Source organism: Paenibacillus sp. FSL L8-0470 (genome assembly GCF_038008625.1).
Lineage (GTDB): Bacteria > Bacillota > Bacilli > Paenibacillales > Paenibacillaceae > Paenibacillus_AQ.
Genome location: NZ_JBBOZM010000001.1, coordinates 3,995,240 through 4,010,127 on the forward strand (window position 1 = coordinate 3,995,240; position 14,888 = coordinate 4,010,127).

General features: G+C 45.3%; 16 protein-coding genes. 10 read left to right on the top strand and 6 right to left on the bottom strand.

Going from position 1 to position 14,888, the window contains the following annotated elements:
• Positions 1–3: 3 nt before the first annotated feature.
• The gene (locus NST99_RS17930; protein ID WP_341093500.1) at positions 4–492 is read right to left on the bottom strand and encodes a GNAT family N-acetyltransferase; all 489 of its coding nucleotides are present in this window, start codon (positions 490–492) and stop codon (positions 4–6) included.
• A gap of 200 nt (positions 493–692) precedes the next feature.
• Here NST99_RS17930 and NST99_RS17935 point away from each other — a divergent pair, with 200 nt between their 5' ends.
• Entirely contained in the window at positions 693–932 is a 240-nt protein-coding gene (locus NST99_RS17935; RefSeq protein WP_341093501.1) for a hypothetical protein, read from the top strand.
• Positions 933–945: 13 nt separating this feature from the next.
• Positions 946–1,092, top strand: a complete 147-nt coding sequence (locus tag NST99_RS17940) for a hypothetical protein (RefSeq protein WP_341093503.1) — start codon at positions 946–948, stop codon at positions 1,090–1,092.
• A 411-nt stretch (positions 1,093–1,503) separates the two neighbouring features.
• Here NST99_RS17940 and NST99_RS17945 read toward each other — a convergent pair whose 3' ends face one another.
• The gene (locus tag NST99_RS17945) at positions 1,504–1,851 is read right to left on the bottom strand and encodes a RidA family protein (RefSeq protein WP_036684125.1); all 348 of its coding nucleotides are present in this window, start codon (positions 1,849–1,851) and stop codon (positions 1,504–1,506) included.
• 225 nt (positions 1,852–2,076) lie between these two features.
• On the opposite strand from NST99_RS17945, the gene NST99_RS17950 reads away from it, so the two are divergent.
• From NST99_RS17950 to NST99_RS17965, 4 genes are all read left to right on the top strand, one after another.
• Positions 2,077–2,934 (top strand): DNA cytosine methyltransferase, encoded by an 858-nt coding sequence (locus tag NST99_RS17950; RefSeq protein WP_341093505.1) that lies wholly within the window; start codon positions 2,077–2,079, stop codon positions 2,932–2,934.
• A 159-nt stretch (positions 2,935–3,093) separates the two neighbouring features.
• The gene (locus NST99_RS17955) at positions 3,094–3,303 is read left to right on the top strand and encodes a hypothetical protein (RefSeq protein WP_341093506.1); all 210 of its coding nucleotides are present in this window, start codon (positions 3,094–3,096) and stop codon (positions 3,301–3,303) included.
• 55 nt (positions 3,304–3,358) lie between these two features.
• Entirely contained in the window at positions 3,359–3,529 is a 171-nt protein-coding gene (locus NST99_RS17960) for a hypothetical protein (RefSeq protein ID WP_341093508.1), read from the top strand.
• 95 nt (positions 3,530–3,624) lie between these two features.
• On the top strand, positions 3,625–3,768 hold the full coding sequence (locus NST99_RS17965) for a hypothetical protein (protein ID WP_341093509.1): 144 nt from the start codon (positions 3,625–3,627) through the stop codon (positions 3,766–3,768).
• A 42-nt stretch (positions 3,769–3,810) separates the two neighbouring features.
• Here NST99_RS17965 and NST99_RS17970 read toward each other — a convergent pair whose 3' ends face one another.
• Positions 3,811–4,059, bottom strand: coding sequence for a DUF3951 domain-containing protein (locus NST99_RS17970; RefSeq protein WP_341093512.1), 249 nt, complete (start codon positions 4,057–4,059; stop codon positions 3,811–3,813).
• A 34-nt stretch (positions 4,060–4,093) separates the two neighbouring features.
• Here NST99_RS17970 and NST99_RS17975 point away from each other — a divergent pair, with 34 nt between their 5' ends.
• Positions 4,094–4,438, top strand: a complete 345-nt coding sequence (locus NST99_RS17975; RefSeq protein WP_341093514.1) for a hypothetical protein — start codon at positions 4,094–4,096, stop codon at positions 4,436–4,438.
• A gap of 349 nt (positions 4,439–4,787) precedes the next feature.
• Here the strand turns inward: NST99_RS17975 and NST99_RS17980 are convergent, their stop codons facing one another.
• The 3 genes from NST99_RS17980 to cls form a co-directional block, all read right to left on the bottom strand.
• Positions 4,788–4,952: a DUF1657 domain-containing protein gene (locus NST99_RS17980; protein ID WP_341097685.1), complete on the bottom strand. Its 165-nt coding sequence runs from the start codon at positions 4,950–4,952 to the stop codon at positions 4,788–4,790.
• Between the two features lie 44 nt (positions 4,953–4,996).
• Positions 4,997–5,542, bottom strand: a complete 546-nt coding sequence (locus tag NST99_RS17985; RefSeq protein ID WP_341093516.1) for a class I SAM-dependent methyltransferase — start codon at positions 5,540–5,542, stop codon at positions 4,997–4,999.
• An 865-nt stretch (positions 5,543–6,407) separates the two neighbouring features.
• The gene (gene cls, locus NST99_RS17990; RefSeq protein ID WP_341093518.1) at positions 6,408–7,820 is read right to left on the bottom strand and encodes a cardiolipin synthase; all 1,413 of its coding nucleotides are present in this window, start codon (positions 7,818–7,820) and stop codon (positions 6,408–6,410) included.
• Between the two features lie 145 nt (positions 7,821–7,965).
• Here cls and NST99_RS17995 point away from each other — a divergent pair, with 145 nt between their 5' ends.
• From NST99_RS17995 to NST99_RS18005, 3 genes are all read left to right on the top strand, one after another.
• A complete protein-coding gene (locus NST99_RS17995) occupies positions 7,966–11,409 on the top strand; it encodes a BadF/BadG/BcrA/BcrD ATPase family protein (protein WP_341093520.1) in 3,444 nt (1,147 codons plus the stop codon).
• A gap of 42 nt (positions 11,410–11,451) precedes the next feature.
• A complete protein-coding gene (locus NST99_RS18000; protein ID WP_341093521.1) occupies positions 11,452–13,065 on the top strand; it encodes a 2-hydroxyglutaryl-CoA dehydratase in 1,614 nt (537 codons plus the stop codon).
• Between the two features lie 92 nt (positions 13,066–13,157).
• Positions 13,158–14,747, top strand: a complete 1,590-nt coding sequence (locus NST99_RS18005) for an alkaline phosphatase family protein (RefSeq protein ID WP_341093524.1) — start codon at positions 13,158–13,160, stop codon at positions 14,745–14,747.
• Positions 14,748–14,888: the final 141 nt, after the last annotated feature.

Genomic DNA, 14,888 nt, shown 5'->3' on the forward strand with positions numbered 1-14,888 from the left:
ATATTATTGACTGATTAAGTCTAACTCGAAAATAAGTGAATCTCTATCAGGATAATCATATTGAATTGCCAAATCGCCTTTAGTAATTTCTTTAAATCCAACTTTTTTGTAAAAGCTGTGTGACCTAGTTGCTTTGGATGGAGTATCCAAAATCACCTTAGAAAACCGATGTTTCTGCGCAAAATCAAGCATAGCTTCGTAAAGGCCTGTTCCTATCGCAAGCTCTTTGCCGCGGTAATCTTTATAAACAAAAAATTTCTTTAGTACAGCAATATCGTCAGTTTTCTTTTGCAACCCGATTGAGCCTACAACATCACCGTTATCGTTTAAAGCTACCCAAAATTCACCTCCATCTTTAACATAGTTCGATTGAATATCTAGTATATCTGGTTGCTCTTCAACACTAATCCCTACACCATATTCATCATTTTGTACATGCAATATTAGTTTAATGACTTCTTCTTTATATCTATCAGTATAAAACGTAATCATTTTATTAACTCCTTTATGTGTATTTTTTTAAGAATACTACTTTTTTATTTGTAATGGAACGTTAGCTTAATGCTCCCGACAGTCTAGTGCTTTATTTCCTTAGACTAATATTTCTTCTTTTGACAAAAGTGATTCCGCTAGATGATGCGCAGTTCGAAGACACTGGCGGTAGATGCATATAGCGAAGGAGTGAATGAATCATGAATATCAGTTTGGAGTTGGAAGACAAATTAACAAGAGTTGTGGTTTGCTTGCGCTTTGAACAATGTATTGAAGTGAATATCACAGAGCACATTGTCACTCGACAGTTTAGCGAAGGCGGTTTTTGTATAGACAATACTTACTTTAAATTGTACGCAGGTCAAATAGGACAAGTAAAAAACTATTATGTTGAGAATGGCTTTGGAGCTGAAACGTTTATTATTGGTTCAAAATCGTAGAGGTGAAGAACTATTGATTAATAGAATAAAATCAGATGTTGAAGCGCAATTGACAAAAGCAATTATGTTTAAAGAGCGTGTATCAGATACAAAGAAAAATTATATTAGCGAAGTCGATAGAACACCTTGGGGTGAAGATAAGTATTCCCATATGAACTGAATGTATGAAAATACTGAACAATAGACGAATACTGTGACGAAGGGAAGAAAGATTATGGAATGTAGAAACTGTGGTTCAGATCGTATGGATTGGACTCACTTAGAATGTACTGATTGCGGAGCGAATGAATCGAATGGATATGATCCATCAGCCAGTAGATTAGGGATTTGTATTGTTTGCGAAGAAGAAAAATTAATAAACACAGATGAAATTTGTAATCATTGTTTCGTTTTTGAAAGTGTCACGAAGTCAGAAAAAGTCTAATCAACAGCACAAAAGCACGTTATTACTGAAGCTTAGACGCAAACTGTGCAGTAATGGGGGGCGTTGCCAAATATATAATCGACGGCAGCTGTGAACAAGATAATAAAGTCCTAGACTGCCGCTGTTTAATTAAACTAACGTTTCTCGTTAGTTCAATCCTTTGTATGCTATTCCGTCAATCATCATAAGACAATCAGAGTCAAAAAACTCTGTCGTAGATGTCATTCTAGCAGGGAATTTATCCTTTTCAAAATACTCACAAAAAACCTGTTCCATTTCAGGTAAGTCCTTAATGTACTTTAGGTATACATTCACCTTAACAACATTATCCAGTGGTACATCAAGTTGATTAAGAGTCTCTTTTAAGTGAGAGAAAGTATTGTGAATCTGTTCTGTAAAGCTCTGTCCAAAACCCCGATGTAATCCGAGAAACACATAGTCACCAGCCGCAACAGCAGATGAATAACTAAATGGTGTTGAAATTCGATTTATCATATACATGAGCCTCCTATGTATTAAGTTCCATATTATATTTTAGAACATACGTTTTTAAATGTAAATATTTACTTTTTGTTGGCTCTCCACGCAATCCTGCCGTTAGCTTAATGGGACGCGCATCAGTCTAGTACTTTATTTTTACAAAAATGGTTCCGCTAGATAATGCACAGTACGAAGACACTGGCGGTAGACGCATACGATTCACCAAGGAGGAGGATTACATTGATTACAGCTAAGAGCTATTTCAGCGGAGCTGGCGGCATGGATTTGGGAATGATTGAGGCCGGGATTGAGGTCATTGAATCATATGAAATTGACCGTGCTGCCTGCGACACGCTGCGGACAAACTTCGGCCATACAGTGAACGAAAGCGACATCACACAGATTACGGTGCTGGACCAGCAGGACGCTGATGTTTATATCGGGACATTCCCCTGCACGAAATACAGCGCTATTGCCGATATTCACGGGACCCGAACGGGTGATGATTTATTCCTTCACTTCTTCCGGCATGTGGCGCTGGCCCAGCCTGAAGCCTATATCATTGAAAATGTTCCAGGGATGAAGAAGTTTCAGGTTGTAATGGAATGCATGACGAAACTGCCGAACTATTATGTTCGAGTGGAGTGTCTAGTTAACGCGAATATGTGGCTGCCGCAGGAACGTAAGCGGCTGATAGTTATCGGAACCAAGAAGCCGTTCGACACGCTGCGATACCCGGAAGGGTCGCCGCTCTCCATGCGGGAAGTTATTGACGTTGGGGCAGAGGTATACACTCCGGATTACGTGCAGAAACGGCTGGACGGTAGTTACCGGGACAAACCGATTGTAACGGGGCTGGATGGTAAAGCACCGACATGTGTAGCCCATTATGCTAAAGACCGTTCTACACGCTTGGTTGATGATGGTAAAAGCGTCCGGCCGTATTCGGTTCGAGAATATGCGCGACTCCAAGGATTCCCGGACTGGTTCCGGTTTGCTGGGACTGACAATGACGCTTATCGACAGATCGGCAACGCCGTTGCTGTTCCGATGGGCAGATGGGTGGGGCAAGAGCTTCAGCGATACTTTACTGCGTAGTCCGATGTTACCGAGCTGTTGACGCATTTAGCGCAGGAAGGAAGGTGCGGAACGGAATGGGCTATGGAATGAAGATGTATCACAAATCAAGAAATTTATCAAGTTACTGGATCATATCCAGGATAAAAAAGTTTATCTGTAAATTGATCGGTCATAAGGTTGTTAACAAAAAGGGCAATTGGCATAGCTATTGCCTGTGCTGTGGTAAAAACAAGGTTTGGGGATAAAAACAAGCTGTTTCCCTCTGAAGAAAAAGCTGTACCAGCAACTTCTAGTGATGAATTGTCAAAAGAAGATGAAATGAAACTAGCATTCATGATGGAAGGCATGGAGCGTCGATCCATAGTGAATTTAATAGAAAATAATTGATGCGCAGTTCGAAGACACTGGCGGTAGATGCATATAGCGAAGGAGTGAATGAATCATGAATATCAGTTTGGAGTTGGAAGACAAATTAACAAGAGTTGTGGTTTGCTTGCGCTTTGAACAATGTATTGAAGTGAATATCACAGAGCACATTGTCACTCGACAGTTTAGCGAAGGCGGTTTTTGTATAGACAATACTTACTTTAAATTGTACACGCAGGTCAAATAGGACAAGTAAAAAACCATTATGTTGAGAATGCCTTTGGAGCTGAAACGTTTATTATTGGTTCAAAAGAAGATGATATTCGTAGAGGTGAAGAACTATTGATTAATAGAATAAAATCAGATGTTGAAGCGCAATTGACAAAAGCAATTATGTTTAAAGAGCGTGTATCAGATACAAAGAAAAATTATATTAGCGAAGTCGATAGAACACCTTGGGGTGAAGATAAGTATTCCCATATGTAACTGAATGTATGAAAATACTGAACAATAGATGCATATTGCGCATTAGGGAAGAGAAGGTCGTTTTGATAACGAAATGATGTTTTTGTCCTTATCATCACCATGATCCGCATTTTCTTCTATCTCTTTTTTCTCATCGTGAAACTCAACAAGAGAATAGGCCGTTATGTAGTCAAATGGAGTGTAATTATTACTTGGTAATTTTCTTGTGAGTAATATTTTTACAATGATGATTCCTAATAAGAGATTAACAATGCCGAATGCTCCAACCAATATTAATTGTACCAAGTTCATTGGTTACACCGCCTTTGTTAGATTTTATAATTTAATGTTAATTTTTTCAACTTATATGATTGCCGAGTGCTATTCATTCGACCGAGATTTAATATCTCCAAACGCCATTCGTGAAACATTAACCCATTTGATCAATGAGTTTATTCGTATTGAAAAAACGTTAAGCGGACTAGAGTACCAACAAAGTTCATCATCTGTACGTGGTCAGATTAATTTGATTACATCGTTCATACGGGAGGAAATTGCTCCAAACGAGAGTTATTATGAGCATCTAAAAAACTTAGTCAATACATATTCCTTGCAGGGAGTATGGCGGGTAGAGGATCTTAAGGTTCAAAAACATCAGGCAGAGCGATCCATGAAAAAACGAAATTCGTAAAGAATAGTAGACGCAAACTGCTCACTAGCGATTTCCAAAAGAGCTCGTTTTGATGGACCCAATATAATAACCAACAGCTGTCTTAAACTGAAAAATAAAGTCCTAGACTACTGTTGGTTTATCGAACAAGCGTTTCCCATTACTTCAAAAGATCTTGATAATTGGGGGGAAGTCATTCTTATTTGGTCCTCTAAGATGTTCGAATTTTGCCGACAGAGTTCTTTATGTTTTTTATCATATTCCAAATACGAAATTGAATTTATCAGATGGCCGACCGGTCTTCCAGAGTCAGGTCGCCATTCTTTTTGGTTCATGGCAGCAAAAACAAGCATCGCTTGCATGGTGACCCTCACCCTTTATATTGAGGCTCTTCGTTTTCTAATTGTTGGACACGACCTTCCACTTGTTGCACGATGGAATGGTTTTGCTGCGCGGCATTCGTGAAAAGGGTTTTGGCTTCTTGATTTTGGGTTGCCAATGCAAATTGTTCGAGACTTGCTTGAGCGCTTTTCAGCGAAGCGACGCATGTTTATACTTCAGACGCGACTGTCATAGAAATCACCTCCTTACAGGGGGACTGGAAATCTCGGCCGAATAACTTACGTATTCGAGTTCGTCTTTCAGCATGGCGGAAAAAAAGATTTCATTGTAAACGAAGCATTTGGTGAATTTTTTCAATATTCGGCATTCAAACTGTTCGGCTTGAAATAAGCTCATATAGCTGTCCTCGTTTCGTATATATTCACCGTCATCGTACCACTGCATAAACCGGTTATTCCACTTTGTACGATCGCATAGATAGGGCTCCATCACAATAACTTTCCCGCCCGGTTTCAAGACCCGTTTGAATTCAAGCAAATAGTCTTTGATTTGGTCGTCCGTTATATGGTGAAGAACCGCAACGATGAAAATGTAATCGAACGTTTCATTATGCACGGAAATCCGTTTACCGTCAAAAATCATAAAGCTATGGCCAGGGTAAAGACGTTTAGCAAGCGTAACCCGACTAACATCCGGTTCGATGCCAAGATAAAAGCCGGGTTTGCATATAGAGCAATTTGCCCCGGTGCCAGAACCAAAATCGAGAATGAGTTTATTATCCAAACAGACATGGCCTTCGATGTGGTCATGGATATATTTTTTCGTAAACCATCGCGGCCGGACAAACCAGTGGTACATTCGTGGTGAAAGAGGCATGATCGTTCATTGCACCGCCTTTTTTAACGCTAATTTAACTCATTACCGGCATAATAATGCAAGGGAAAAATTGTTAATCTATCCGAAAGCTGCACGATCCTTCCAGTTTGTAATCCAATATGCTTTCAGCAAGCGGTGATCATGGACGGCAGGATTATGGATGAAAAGGCATGACCTTTTACACAAACCGCTTGCCACTATCGGATTGAACCGAGCCTGGTTAATGAATTGGAGAAATTGGACGTCGCGTCAAAAATGTGTTTCTTAGCTAGGTGGGTACTTACGGACAATTGTTCGTCGATCTGTTTGACGACAGATCAAAGTGCCTCAGCCTGCCACATTGATAAAATGCGAAGCGGATTTGGAGATGTTTGCTCTGTCGACCCCAAAAAAGAGACGAATGAAATGTACGAGCAAAGCGCGAAGGAATTGTAAGACGTCATTTCGGCAGTAAAACCGGTCTTGCATCATTTAGAAACGGATTTGATTACAAAAAGGAGGCAGTTAGGCGATATGGAAAAATGAGAACAAGAAAAAGCTGACTCCGGTTCAAAAAGGAATACCAGCAACTAAAAAGAGAACCAGCCAGGCCCATTTTTCAAAACTGCATACGGCTTTTGTCTCCGGCGGGACGATCTGTTTGATTGGGCAAGTCATTCAGGAGATGTTTGGCCATTAGGCCGGTCTTACCGAGAAAGAAGCCAGTAATCCGACCTACCAGCGAAGCTGACACTCGCTGGTTTTACCCCATAGTGGAGGTATTAAAGTGCTGCTAGAAAAATGGAGATAGTAACCGGGCAAAAACCTCTTTCAACTTTTGAAATGTGAACCTTTTTTCGAATTCCGACAGCAGCATTTCATTGCTTACACTAAGATCCCGATAAAAATCTTGCACTAGGCGGTTAACAACCTTCCCGTCAAAAAAGAGTGCATTGAGTTCGAATTGCCCGCAAAAGCTGCGCATATCCATATTTGAGCTGCCTGAGCAAACCAAGTCATCGGAAATAATCACTTTTGCATGGATGAATCCTTTTTGATAGCAATAAAACCGTACGCCCGCCTTCAGCAATTCCTTGACATAAGACAAAGAAGCATAATAAACAAGCTTTTTATCGGGAACGGACGGTATGATGATGCGAACATCGATTCCGCTGACAACTGCTGTTTTCAGGGCCAATAAGACACCGGGATCGGGAACGAAATAAGGCGTCTCAATATAGATCCGCTTCTTTGCTGAAACGATTAAGGAGAAAATAAGCTCCAGGATCGTCTCGTCCGGACCGCTTTTTACGATTTGCACCCATTCCCTCCCTTGACTATCCTGAACGGGGTAATAGGCGGATTCGGTAATGATTTGTTCTTTCACCAGGAACCAATCGATCAAAAAAGTATATTGGATCCACAGCACCGCATCACCTTTAAGGCTGAAATGAGTGTCCCGCCAGTAGCCGAATTTCGAAGCCTTTCCCATGTATTCATCTCCTATATTCAAACCTCCGAAAAAACCGATTTTTCCGTCCACAACCACGATTTTGCGGTGATTACGGTAATTGAGCCGTTTATCGAAGAAGGTCTTCAGCGGAGGAAAAAAACACCCCGTTTCCACGCCGGCATCATGCAGCCGTTTCAAATAGGCTTTTCCCAATCGACGGCTGCCGATGCCGTCATATAAAAACCGCACCTTTATCCCTTCTTGTGCTTTCTGGATCAACAACCGCTCAAATCGTGTACCGAGACGGTCGTCGCGGATAATGTAGAACTCAATATGGATATGGTGCTCGGCCCTGGAAATCGACTCCAACATCGCCTCAAAGGCCTCTTCCCCTTCGGTATAGACCGTCGTTTCATTGCAAGCGGTAATGGGTACGGATGGTATGTTTTTGAGCGATGCATGCATGTTGTTCTCTCGCCAATTAGCTGTCTCGTGCATATTTTTCGTTCTCTGTTTGCAACGAGCAATGAGGCCTGCCTTTAGTTGTGCCCAGTGCTTATTTTTCTTTCGCCGAAGCGTACGGTAGCATGAGTATTCTTTCGCTACAAAATAATAGAAGAGGAAACCGAGCGGCGGAAAGATGAACAAAATGATAAGCCATGCAATCGCTTTGTTCGATTGGCGATATTCAATGATGATTATGGATGCAATTTGGACGATAAATAACAAGAGAACCAATATGATCCAAAGCAATGGTTCGTCTCACCTCCTCACAAGATGCCCGATCGAGCTTCTTCAATATAGCTGGTACATATACGCCGATAAATGTTCTTTGTATAGAGTGACCAATTTATACGCAGGATACTAATTGTGATTTTATGGATAAGGAGTAAGATGGGTGGGAAGCAAAACGCAACGATCAGATACTTTAATCATCGGCATTGACGTCGGGTCAACAACCGTCAAAGCAACCGTTGTAGATCCGGCAACCAATGAAATATTGTGGTCGGATTATCAGCGTCACCACACCAAACAGGCGGAAAATGTGCTGGAATTCCTGGTTACGATCGGAAATGAATTTCCAGACGTTAAGCAAGAAAACATTCGCGTGTTTATGACGGGCTCCGGTAGCGGACCGATTGCCCCGCATATCGGAGCGAAGTTCGTTCAGGAAGTGAATGCCGTTACGATGGCTGTCGAACATCTTCATCCCGACGTGGGGAGCGTCATTGAACTCGGCGGACAGGATGCCAAGATCATCATTTTTAAGGTGAATGAGGAAACGGGGAACAAACAGGCGCTGACATCCATGAACGACAAATGCGCATCCGGCACCGGCGCCACGATCGACAAGTGCATGATTAAAGTGGGAATGCCTATGGAAGAAGTGGGCAAGCTGTACTTCGACGATTCGAAATTGCACCATGTAGCCGCCAAATGCGGCGTGTTTGCCGAAACGGATATTGTCAATCTGGTGAAAAGCGGGATCCCTTCCGCCGAAATCATGTGTTCCTTGGCCGACGCGATCGTCATGCAGAATCTTTCCGTCCTCACTCGTGGAAACACGTTGCGGCATCGCGTTTTGCTGCTTGGAGGACCCAACACTTACCTGCCGTTTCTACAGGAATGTTGGCGGTTGCGCATTCCACAAATGTGGCGGGGCAGGGGATACGAGTATCCCCAAGACATGCCGATCGAGGAACTGATTTTCGTGCCCGACAATTCCCAGTACTACGCCGCCTTCGGAGCCGTCATGTACGGCATGCATGAACCGGTCGGCGTGGGCAATTACAAGGGATTGGAAGATTTGAAACAATTTATCGCTCACGGCCGGAAAGCGAAACTGGGTGAAAACGCCGGCCCGCCGCTGGTAAAAGATGCATCGGAACTGGAACAATTCCGCAGGGCGTATAGCATTCCCCGCTTTACGCCGGCTGCCTTCGCACCCGGGCAAAAGGTGAGGGCGGCGATCGGCCTGGACGGTGGTTCCACATCGTCCAAAGCCGTTGTCGTCGATGAAAGCGGTGAAATTCTGCTAAAGGAATACCAGCTTTCCAAAGGCAATCCGCTCGAGGATACGAGAGAAATGCTGAAACGGATTCGCGACAAGGTGAGGGAACAGGGAGCCGAATTGGAGATCATCGGTTTCGGCGCCACCGGTTATGCGGCTGATGTTCTGGAAAAGACGCTGAAAGCCGACGTCAACATCGTCGAGACGGTTGCTCATATGATGAGCGCCGTAAACGAATTCGGCGATATCGACGTCATTTGCGATGTTGGCGGTCAGGATATTAAAGTGCTCTTTCTGAAAAACGGGGATTTCCGGGATTTCAGGCTGTCCAATCAATGCTCCGCCGGGAACGGGATGCTGCTGCAGGCAATGGCGGACCAGTTCGGCATCCCGATTCAAGAATATGCGGATACCGCGTTCGCGGCGGATCTCTCTCCAAAATATTCATACGGTTGCGCCGTATTTCTCGATGCGGATCGGGTTAATTTTCAGAAGGAGGGGTATTCCAAACAGGAACTGCTGGCCGGGCTCGCCCTCGTCCTGCCGAAAAACGTATGGCAGTATGTCGTGCAGATCCCGCGCATGGCGGAACTGGGCAGCAAATTCGTTCTGCAGGGAGGGACGCAATACAACTTGGCCGCCGTCAAGGCACAAGTGGATTACATTAAACAGCGGGTTCCCGATGCGGAAGTATACGTTCATCCTCACCCGGGAGAAGCGGGAGCGATCGGGGCGGCGAGGGAAACACTGGGTGTGGTGAAACGGCGGGGATATTCCACGTTTTTAGGATTGGAAGCGGCGATAATGCTGAGCTATGTGTCGCGCAACGACGAATCCACGCGATGCAACTTCTGTCCCAACAATTGCAGCCGGACCTTTATCGATTCCGAGACGCCGGACGGACAGACCGCCCGTTACATCTCCGGCTTCAGCTGCGAGAAAGGGACCGTCGAAGACCAGGAAGCCGTTGTCAAACTGAACAGGCATCGGCAGGATCTGAAAAAACATTACCCGAATTTGGTGGAATATGAAGCTCGCCGCATGTACCAGCATTTTTACGAGCCGGAGCCGCTGCCTGAATCCGATCGTCAGGTCCAAGACGTTCGGCTGCAGCGAAACTGGATCGGAATGCGAAAAACGTCGTACCGGCGGGATTTTGCACGTTCCTCCGCTGAAGCGGCAGAGCTCAGAAGCCGCATTCGAATCGGTATTCCGAAGGTGCTTAACATTTGGTCGACGGCGCCATTTTGGCGGACCTACTTCGAAACGCTTGGCATCGACCAGAAAAACATCGTGTTCAGCGACAACACGAGCGAGGAAATGTGGCAGCAAGGCGGCAAATACGGATCGATCGATCCTTGTTATCCGTCGAAGGTCGCCCAAGCGCATGTCCACAATTTATTGTTTAAACATCATGAGAAAAAACCGCTCGATTACATTTTCTTTCCGTGTACCACGCACATTCCGACTCATCTACATAACGTGATGGATTCGGCAAGCTGTCCCATCGTTGCCGGCGCACCTAATGTGATCAAGGCGGCCTTTACGAAAGAAGTCAACTTCTTTGAAACCAAAGGGGTTGCCTATGTCGATCCGGCGGTGACCTTTACGGAACCAAACCTGCTAAAGAAGCAGTTGTTTGAGGCTTTCAGGGAGAATCTATCGATTACGGAGGACGAGAGCGATTTTGCCGCGGATCAGGCTTGGAAGGCGATGGACCTGTTCGATACAGAGATGCAAGAGAAAGGCCATGCGATTCTGGAGCAGGTGGAACAAGATAACCGTCTCGCCATTCTGTTGATCGGCCGCCCCTATCACTCCGATCCGGGCATGAATCACGGCATATTGGAGGAGTTTCAGGTACTGGGTTATCCTGTCTTGTCCATGCGTTCCATCCCCAAGGACGAAGCATGGCTTCACCGCTTTTTTAAGGGCGACCTGCAGAGCGGGCGGGTGGAATATGCGCTCGAAGTGACCGACGTGTGGCCTGAAAACTTCAGTTCCAACAGCGTGCAGAAGGTGTGGGCGGCCAAATTCGCCGTGCGGCACCCGAATGTGGCCGTCCTGGACTTGTCTAGCTTCAAGTGCGGTCATGACGCCCCCACCTACGGGTTGATCGATTCGATCATCTCCACCGCAGGTACTCCGTATTCGGCTTTGCACGATATCGATGCAAACAAACCGAGCGGCTCGATTAAAATCCGCGTCAAGACGTATGCCCATAGCCTGGGGCTTCATGAAGAACGCTTGCAGGATTTGGCCAAGAGAAAGGCGGAATTGCAGCAGCTTATCGAGCAGAAGTGTTCTGAACTGTTGAAAAAAAACATCTGATAATAACCCCACAAATCATATCGAACAAGGAGTGAACAAGTTATGGCTGTGGAGAAGAAGACGCTTGAGGACGAGCTCCGATTGTTTCAGGAAGAACAGGAAAAGGCGCTCGGTCTGTCAGCAAAGCATCAGTGGTTTGATCCCGTTTCCCGCCGTTTTTTGGCCAAAGACAAAGCGATTACAACCATTCTGTTCGGCGGGCTGACGATGGCTCATGATTATTTGGTAGAAGGCGCTTTGGCGGGGCTGGGCTACCGGGTGAAGCATATGGACTGCCCGGATAGTGATTCGCTTCGATTCGGCAAGGAGTTCGGGAATCGCGGACAATGCAATCCGACTTATTTTATGGTTGGAAATTTGATTAAGTACCTGCATCATCTCCGCGACGTGGAAGGGAAATCCAAGGAAGAGATCATCGGAAATTACATGTTCGTGACCAGCGGATCATGTGGCCCCTGCCGTTTCGGCACGTATGTCACGGAATACCGGAAAGCGTTGCGCGATGCGGGGTTTGATGGTTTTCGCGTTCTCTTGTTTCAACAGACCGACGGTTTGAAACAAGCCACCGGCGGTGAATCAGCCCTTAAATTGGATACTTCGTTTTTTGTCAGCTTCCTGAAAGCGGTCCTGCTGGGGGATATCCTAAACGCTCTCGGTTACCGCATCCGTCCCTATGAAGTGGAGGCGGGTTCAACCGACGCCGCCCTGGAGCGCTGCAAGCAGTATTTGCAAGATGCCTTAAGCCGGAGAAAAAACTTGATTCCAGCGCTCATCCGATGCCGCAAGGTTTTGCAAGCCGTTCGGGTAGACCGGACGAGGGTGCGGCCGAAGGTAAGCATTATCGGCGAGTTTTGGGCGATGACGACGGAAGGGGACGGAAACTATCAATTGCAGCGGTTTCTGGAAAATGAAGGGGCCGAAGTTGAAGTCCAATCGGTTACCGCCTGGATCCTGTTCCTTATCTGGGCAGGACGCTATGATACCCGAAAGCGGATGAGCTTGCGGGAGGTGGATTCCGGACGTCACGGATTAAAAGGGAAAAATCCCGCATTAACGCTGCGCATGTTAACTCTTGCCGATTGGGGGATTCGGGCGATTTTCCAGACATATGCCAGAATGATCGGCTTGCGCGGATATCATTTACCTGATATGGAGGAAATCGCCAAGGTTGCGCATGACCATTACAACAACCAACTGCGTGGCGGTGAAGGCCATATGGAAGTGGGCAAATTGATTCTGAACGTGGTCAAACGGAAAGTCAACATGACCATCTCCGTCAAGCCTTTCGGATGCATGCCGTCTTCGGGCGTATCGGACGGAGTCCAATCCTTGATCACCGAGAGATACCCAGATGTGATCTTCCTCCCGATCGAAACGACCGGGGACGGAGCGATCAACGTTTATAGCAGGGTGCAGATGATGCTGTTTAAGGCCAAACAGGCGGCAAAGAAAGAACTCGACGAAGCACTGACGAAGAAGGGGTACACGGAGGAAATGCTGCCCAAAGGATCAAAGTTTACCAATCCGCTGCGCGCAACTCGCCACTTCGTGGCTTGTACGGCCGCAAACGCAGTATACGACATGCCTATAGGATTGTTCAACCGGTTTTTCTTCCGAACCAAGAAGAGGGAACTGGGAAATGTAAAGCATAGTTGACCATTGGAAGGAAATAGGGAAGAGTGATGTAAAGCGCAATCTATACGGCTCTTCCCTCCAATTAGGAAAAATCTTTATAAAGGGGGATTCCTATGATTGCAAGAGGGAAAATGGCCAGTATTCTAGCGTTAAGTCTATGTTTGCTTGTTACCGGCTGTGGGGAGGAAACCGGCGAAAGGACTAATCAACTGAACGCCAAGTCAAACATTAAGGTAAATCAAACCGCCAAACCTGTGGTATTGATCATAATTGATTCTTTAATGGACAAGTCTCTGCAAAAAGCGATTCAAGAAGGCCGCGCACCCGCAATGCAGTATCTGCTCAAGAACGGGCAATATTTTCCAAGGGTCGTTAGTTCGTTTCCCACGATGTCCGTGACAATTGACAGCTCGTTATTGACAGGAACGTATGCGGATCGGCATCATGTGCCTGGACTCGTTTGGTATAACAGCAAAGAAAACCGCATGATTTTCTACGGCAATGGTGCCAAGGAATCGCTTAAGATCGACCAACTGCAGGTCTTTATGGATGCCGTTTATCAGTTAAATCAAGTTCAATTGAATAAAAAAACGAAAACGATACATGAAGAGTTAGCTGATAAAGGGAAAGACTCCGCATCGATCAATACCGTGATTTTCAGAGGAAAAACGGAGCATGCCTTAACTGTGCCGCGATGGATCGCGTACAGTACGCGTCTGCCGGAACAACTCAAAGTAACGGGACCGAAATGGTTATCCTATGCGGCGCTTGCGCGACAAGACCCTAAGAATGAACGAAATACTCGGATCTGGAAAAAATTAGGGATGAATGACGAATTTTCGGCGCAAGAGATCGTATTTCTTATTAAACAAAATAAACTTCCGAATGTTACCATTGCTTACTTTCCGGAAAATGATAATACCCTTCATAGAAAGGGCCCTTCCGAGCTGGAGGGAGTCGAGAAAGCCGATCAAGCATTGCAAGACGTGCTGAACGCTTACGGTTCATGGGAGCAAGCTTTGAATAAAGCGACATGGATCGTCATGGGTGACAGTGCGCAAAGCTATGTATACGATGATCGTGACATATCCATTGTTGATTTAAGGCCGCTTCTGGACCGGTACCGCATAGCGAAATTAAGTGAACCCGTAAGGCCCGAAGAGGACCAAATCGTGATTTCCGCTAACGAACGGATGGCCTATGTCTATGCGATAGATTCCAAGTTGGAGTTATCCGACATGGTGAAGCTTTTGAAAAACGAGGACAAGCTCGACATCATCGCTATGAAAGATGATAAAAACATTCATGTTACTTCAGGGAAGAGCGATAAAATGTTTTCTTATCGTCCCGGAGGGAAATACGTGGATGAATATGGGCAGTCGTGGACATTATCGGGTGCCCCTAAGATCGCGGATATTTCGATAACAAACAACCGGATCAGTTATGGAAAGTATCCTGACGTTCTCGCGAGATTATATGGGGCCATGCATTCTCATGAGGGTCGATACGTTATCGTTACAGTGAATCCCGGTTATGAAATCGTCGGTGAAAGTTCCCCTACTCACATCGGTGGAGGTGCCCATGGTTCACTGCATGAATTGGATTCCGTTGTTCCATTAATCGTATCCGGAACGAATACCCGGCCTAAAACACTACGAATAGTTGATATCAAAGACTGGATTCTTAAATTGGTGAACGGATAAATTCAACATAGATGGTCCATGGGAATGGGGCCCTCCACTGATGGCACTAGCCGTAATGGATACGATCCAGGCACATCCCATGGATTCGTATCTGGATTTTACATAATTACGGCAAGAATGGATATTTTAATTGATGTAAAT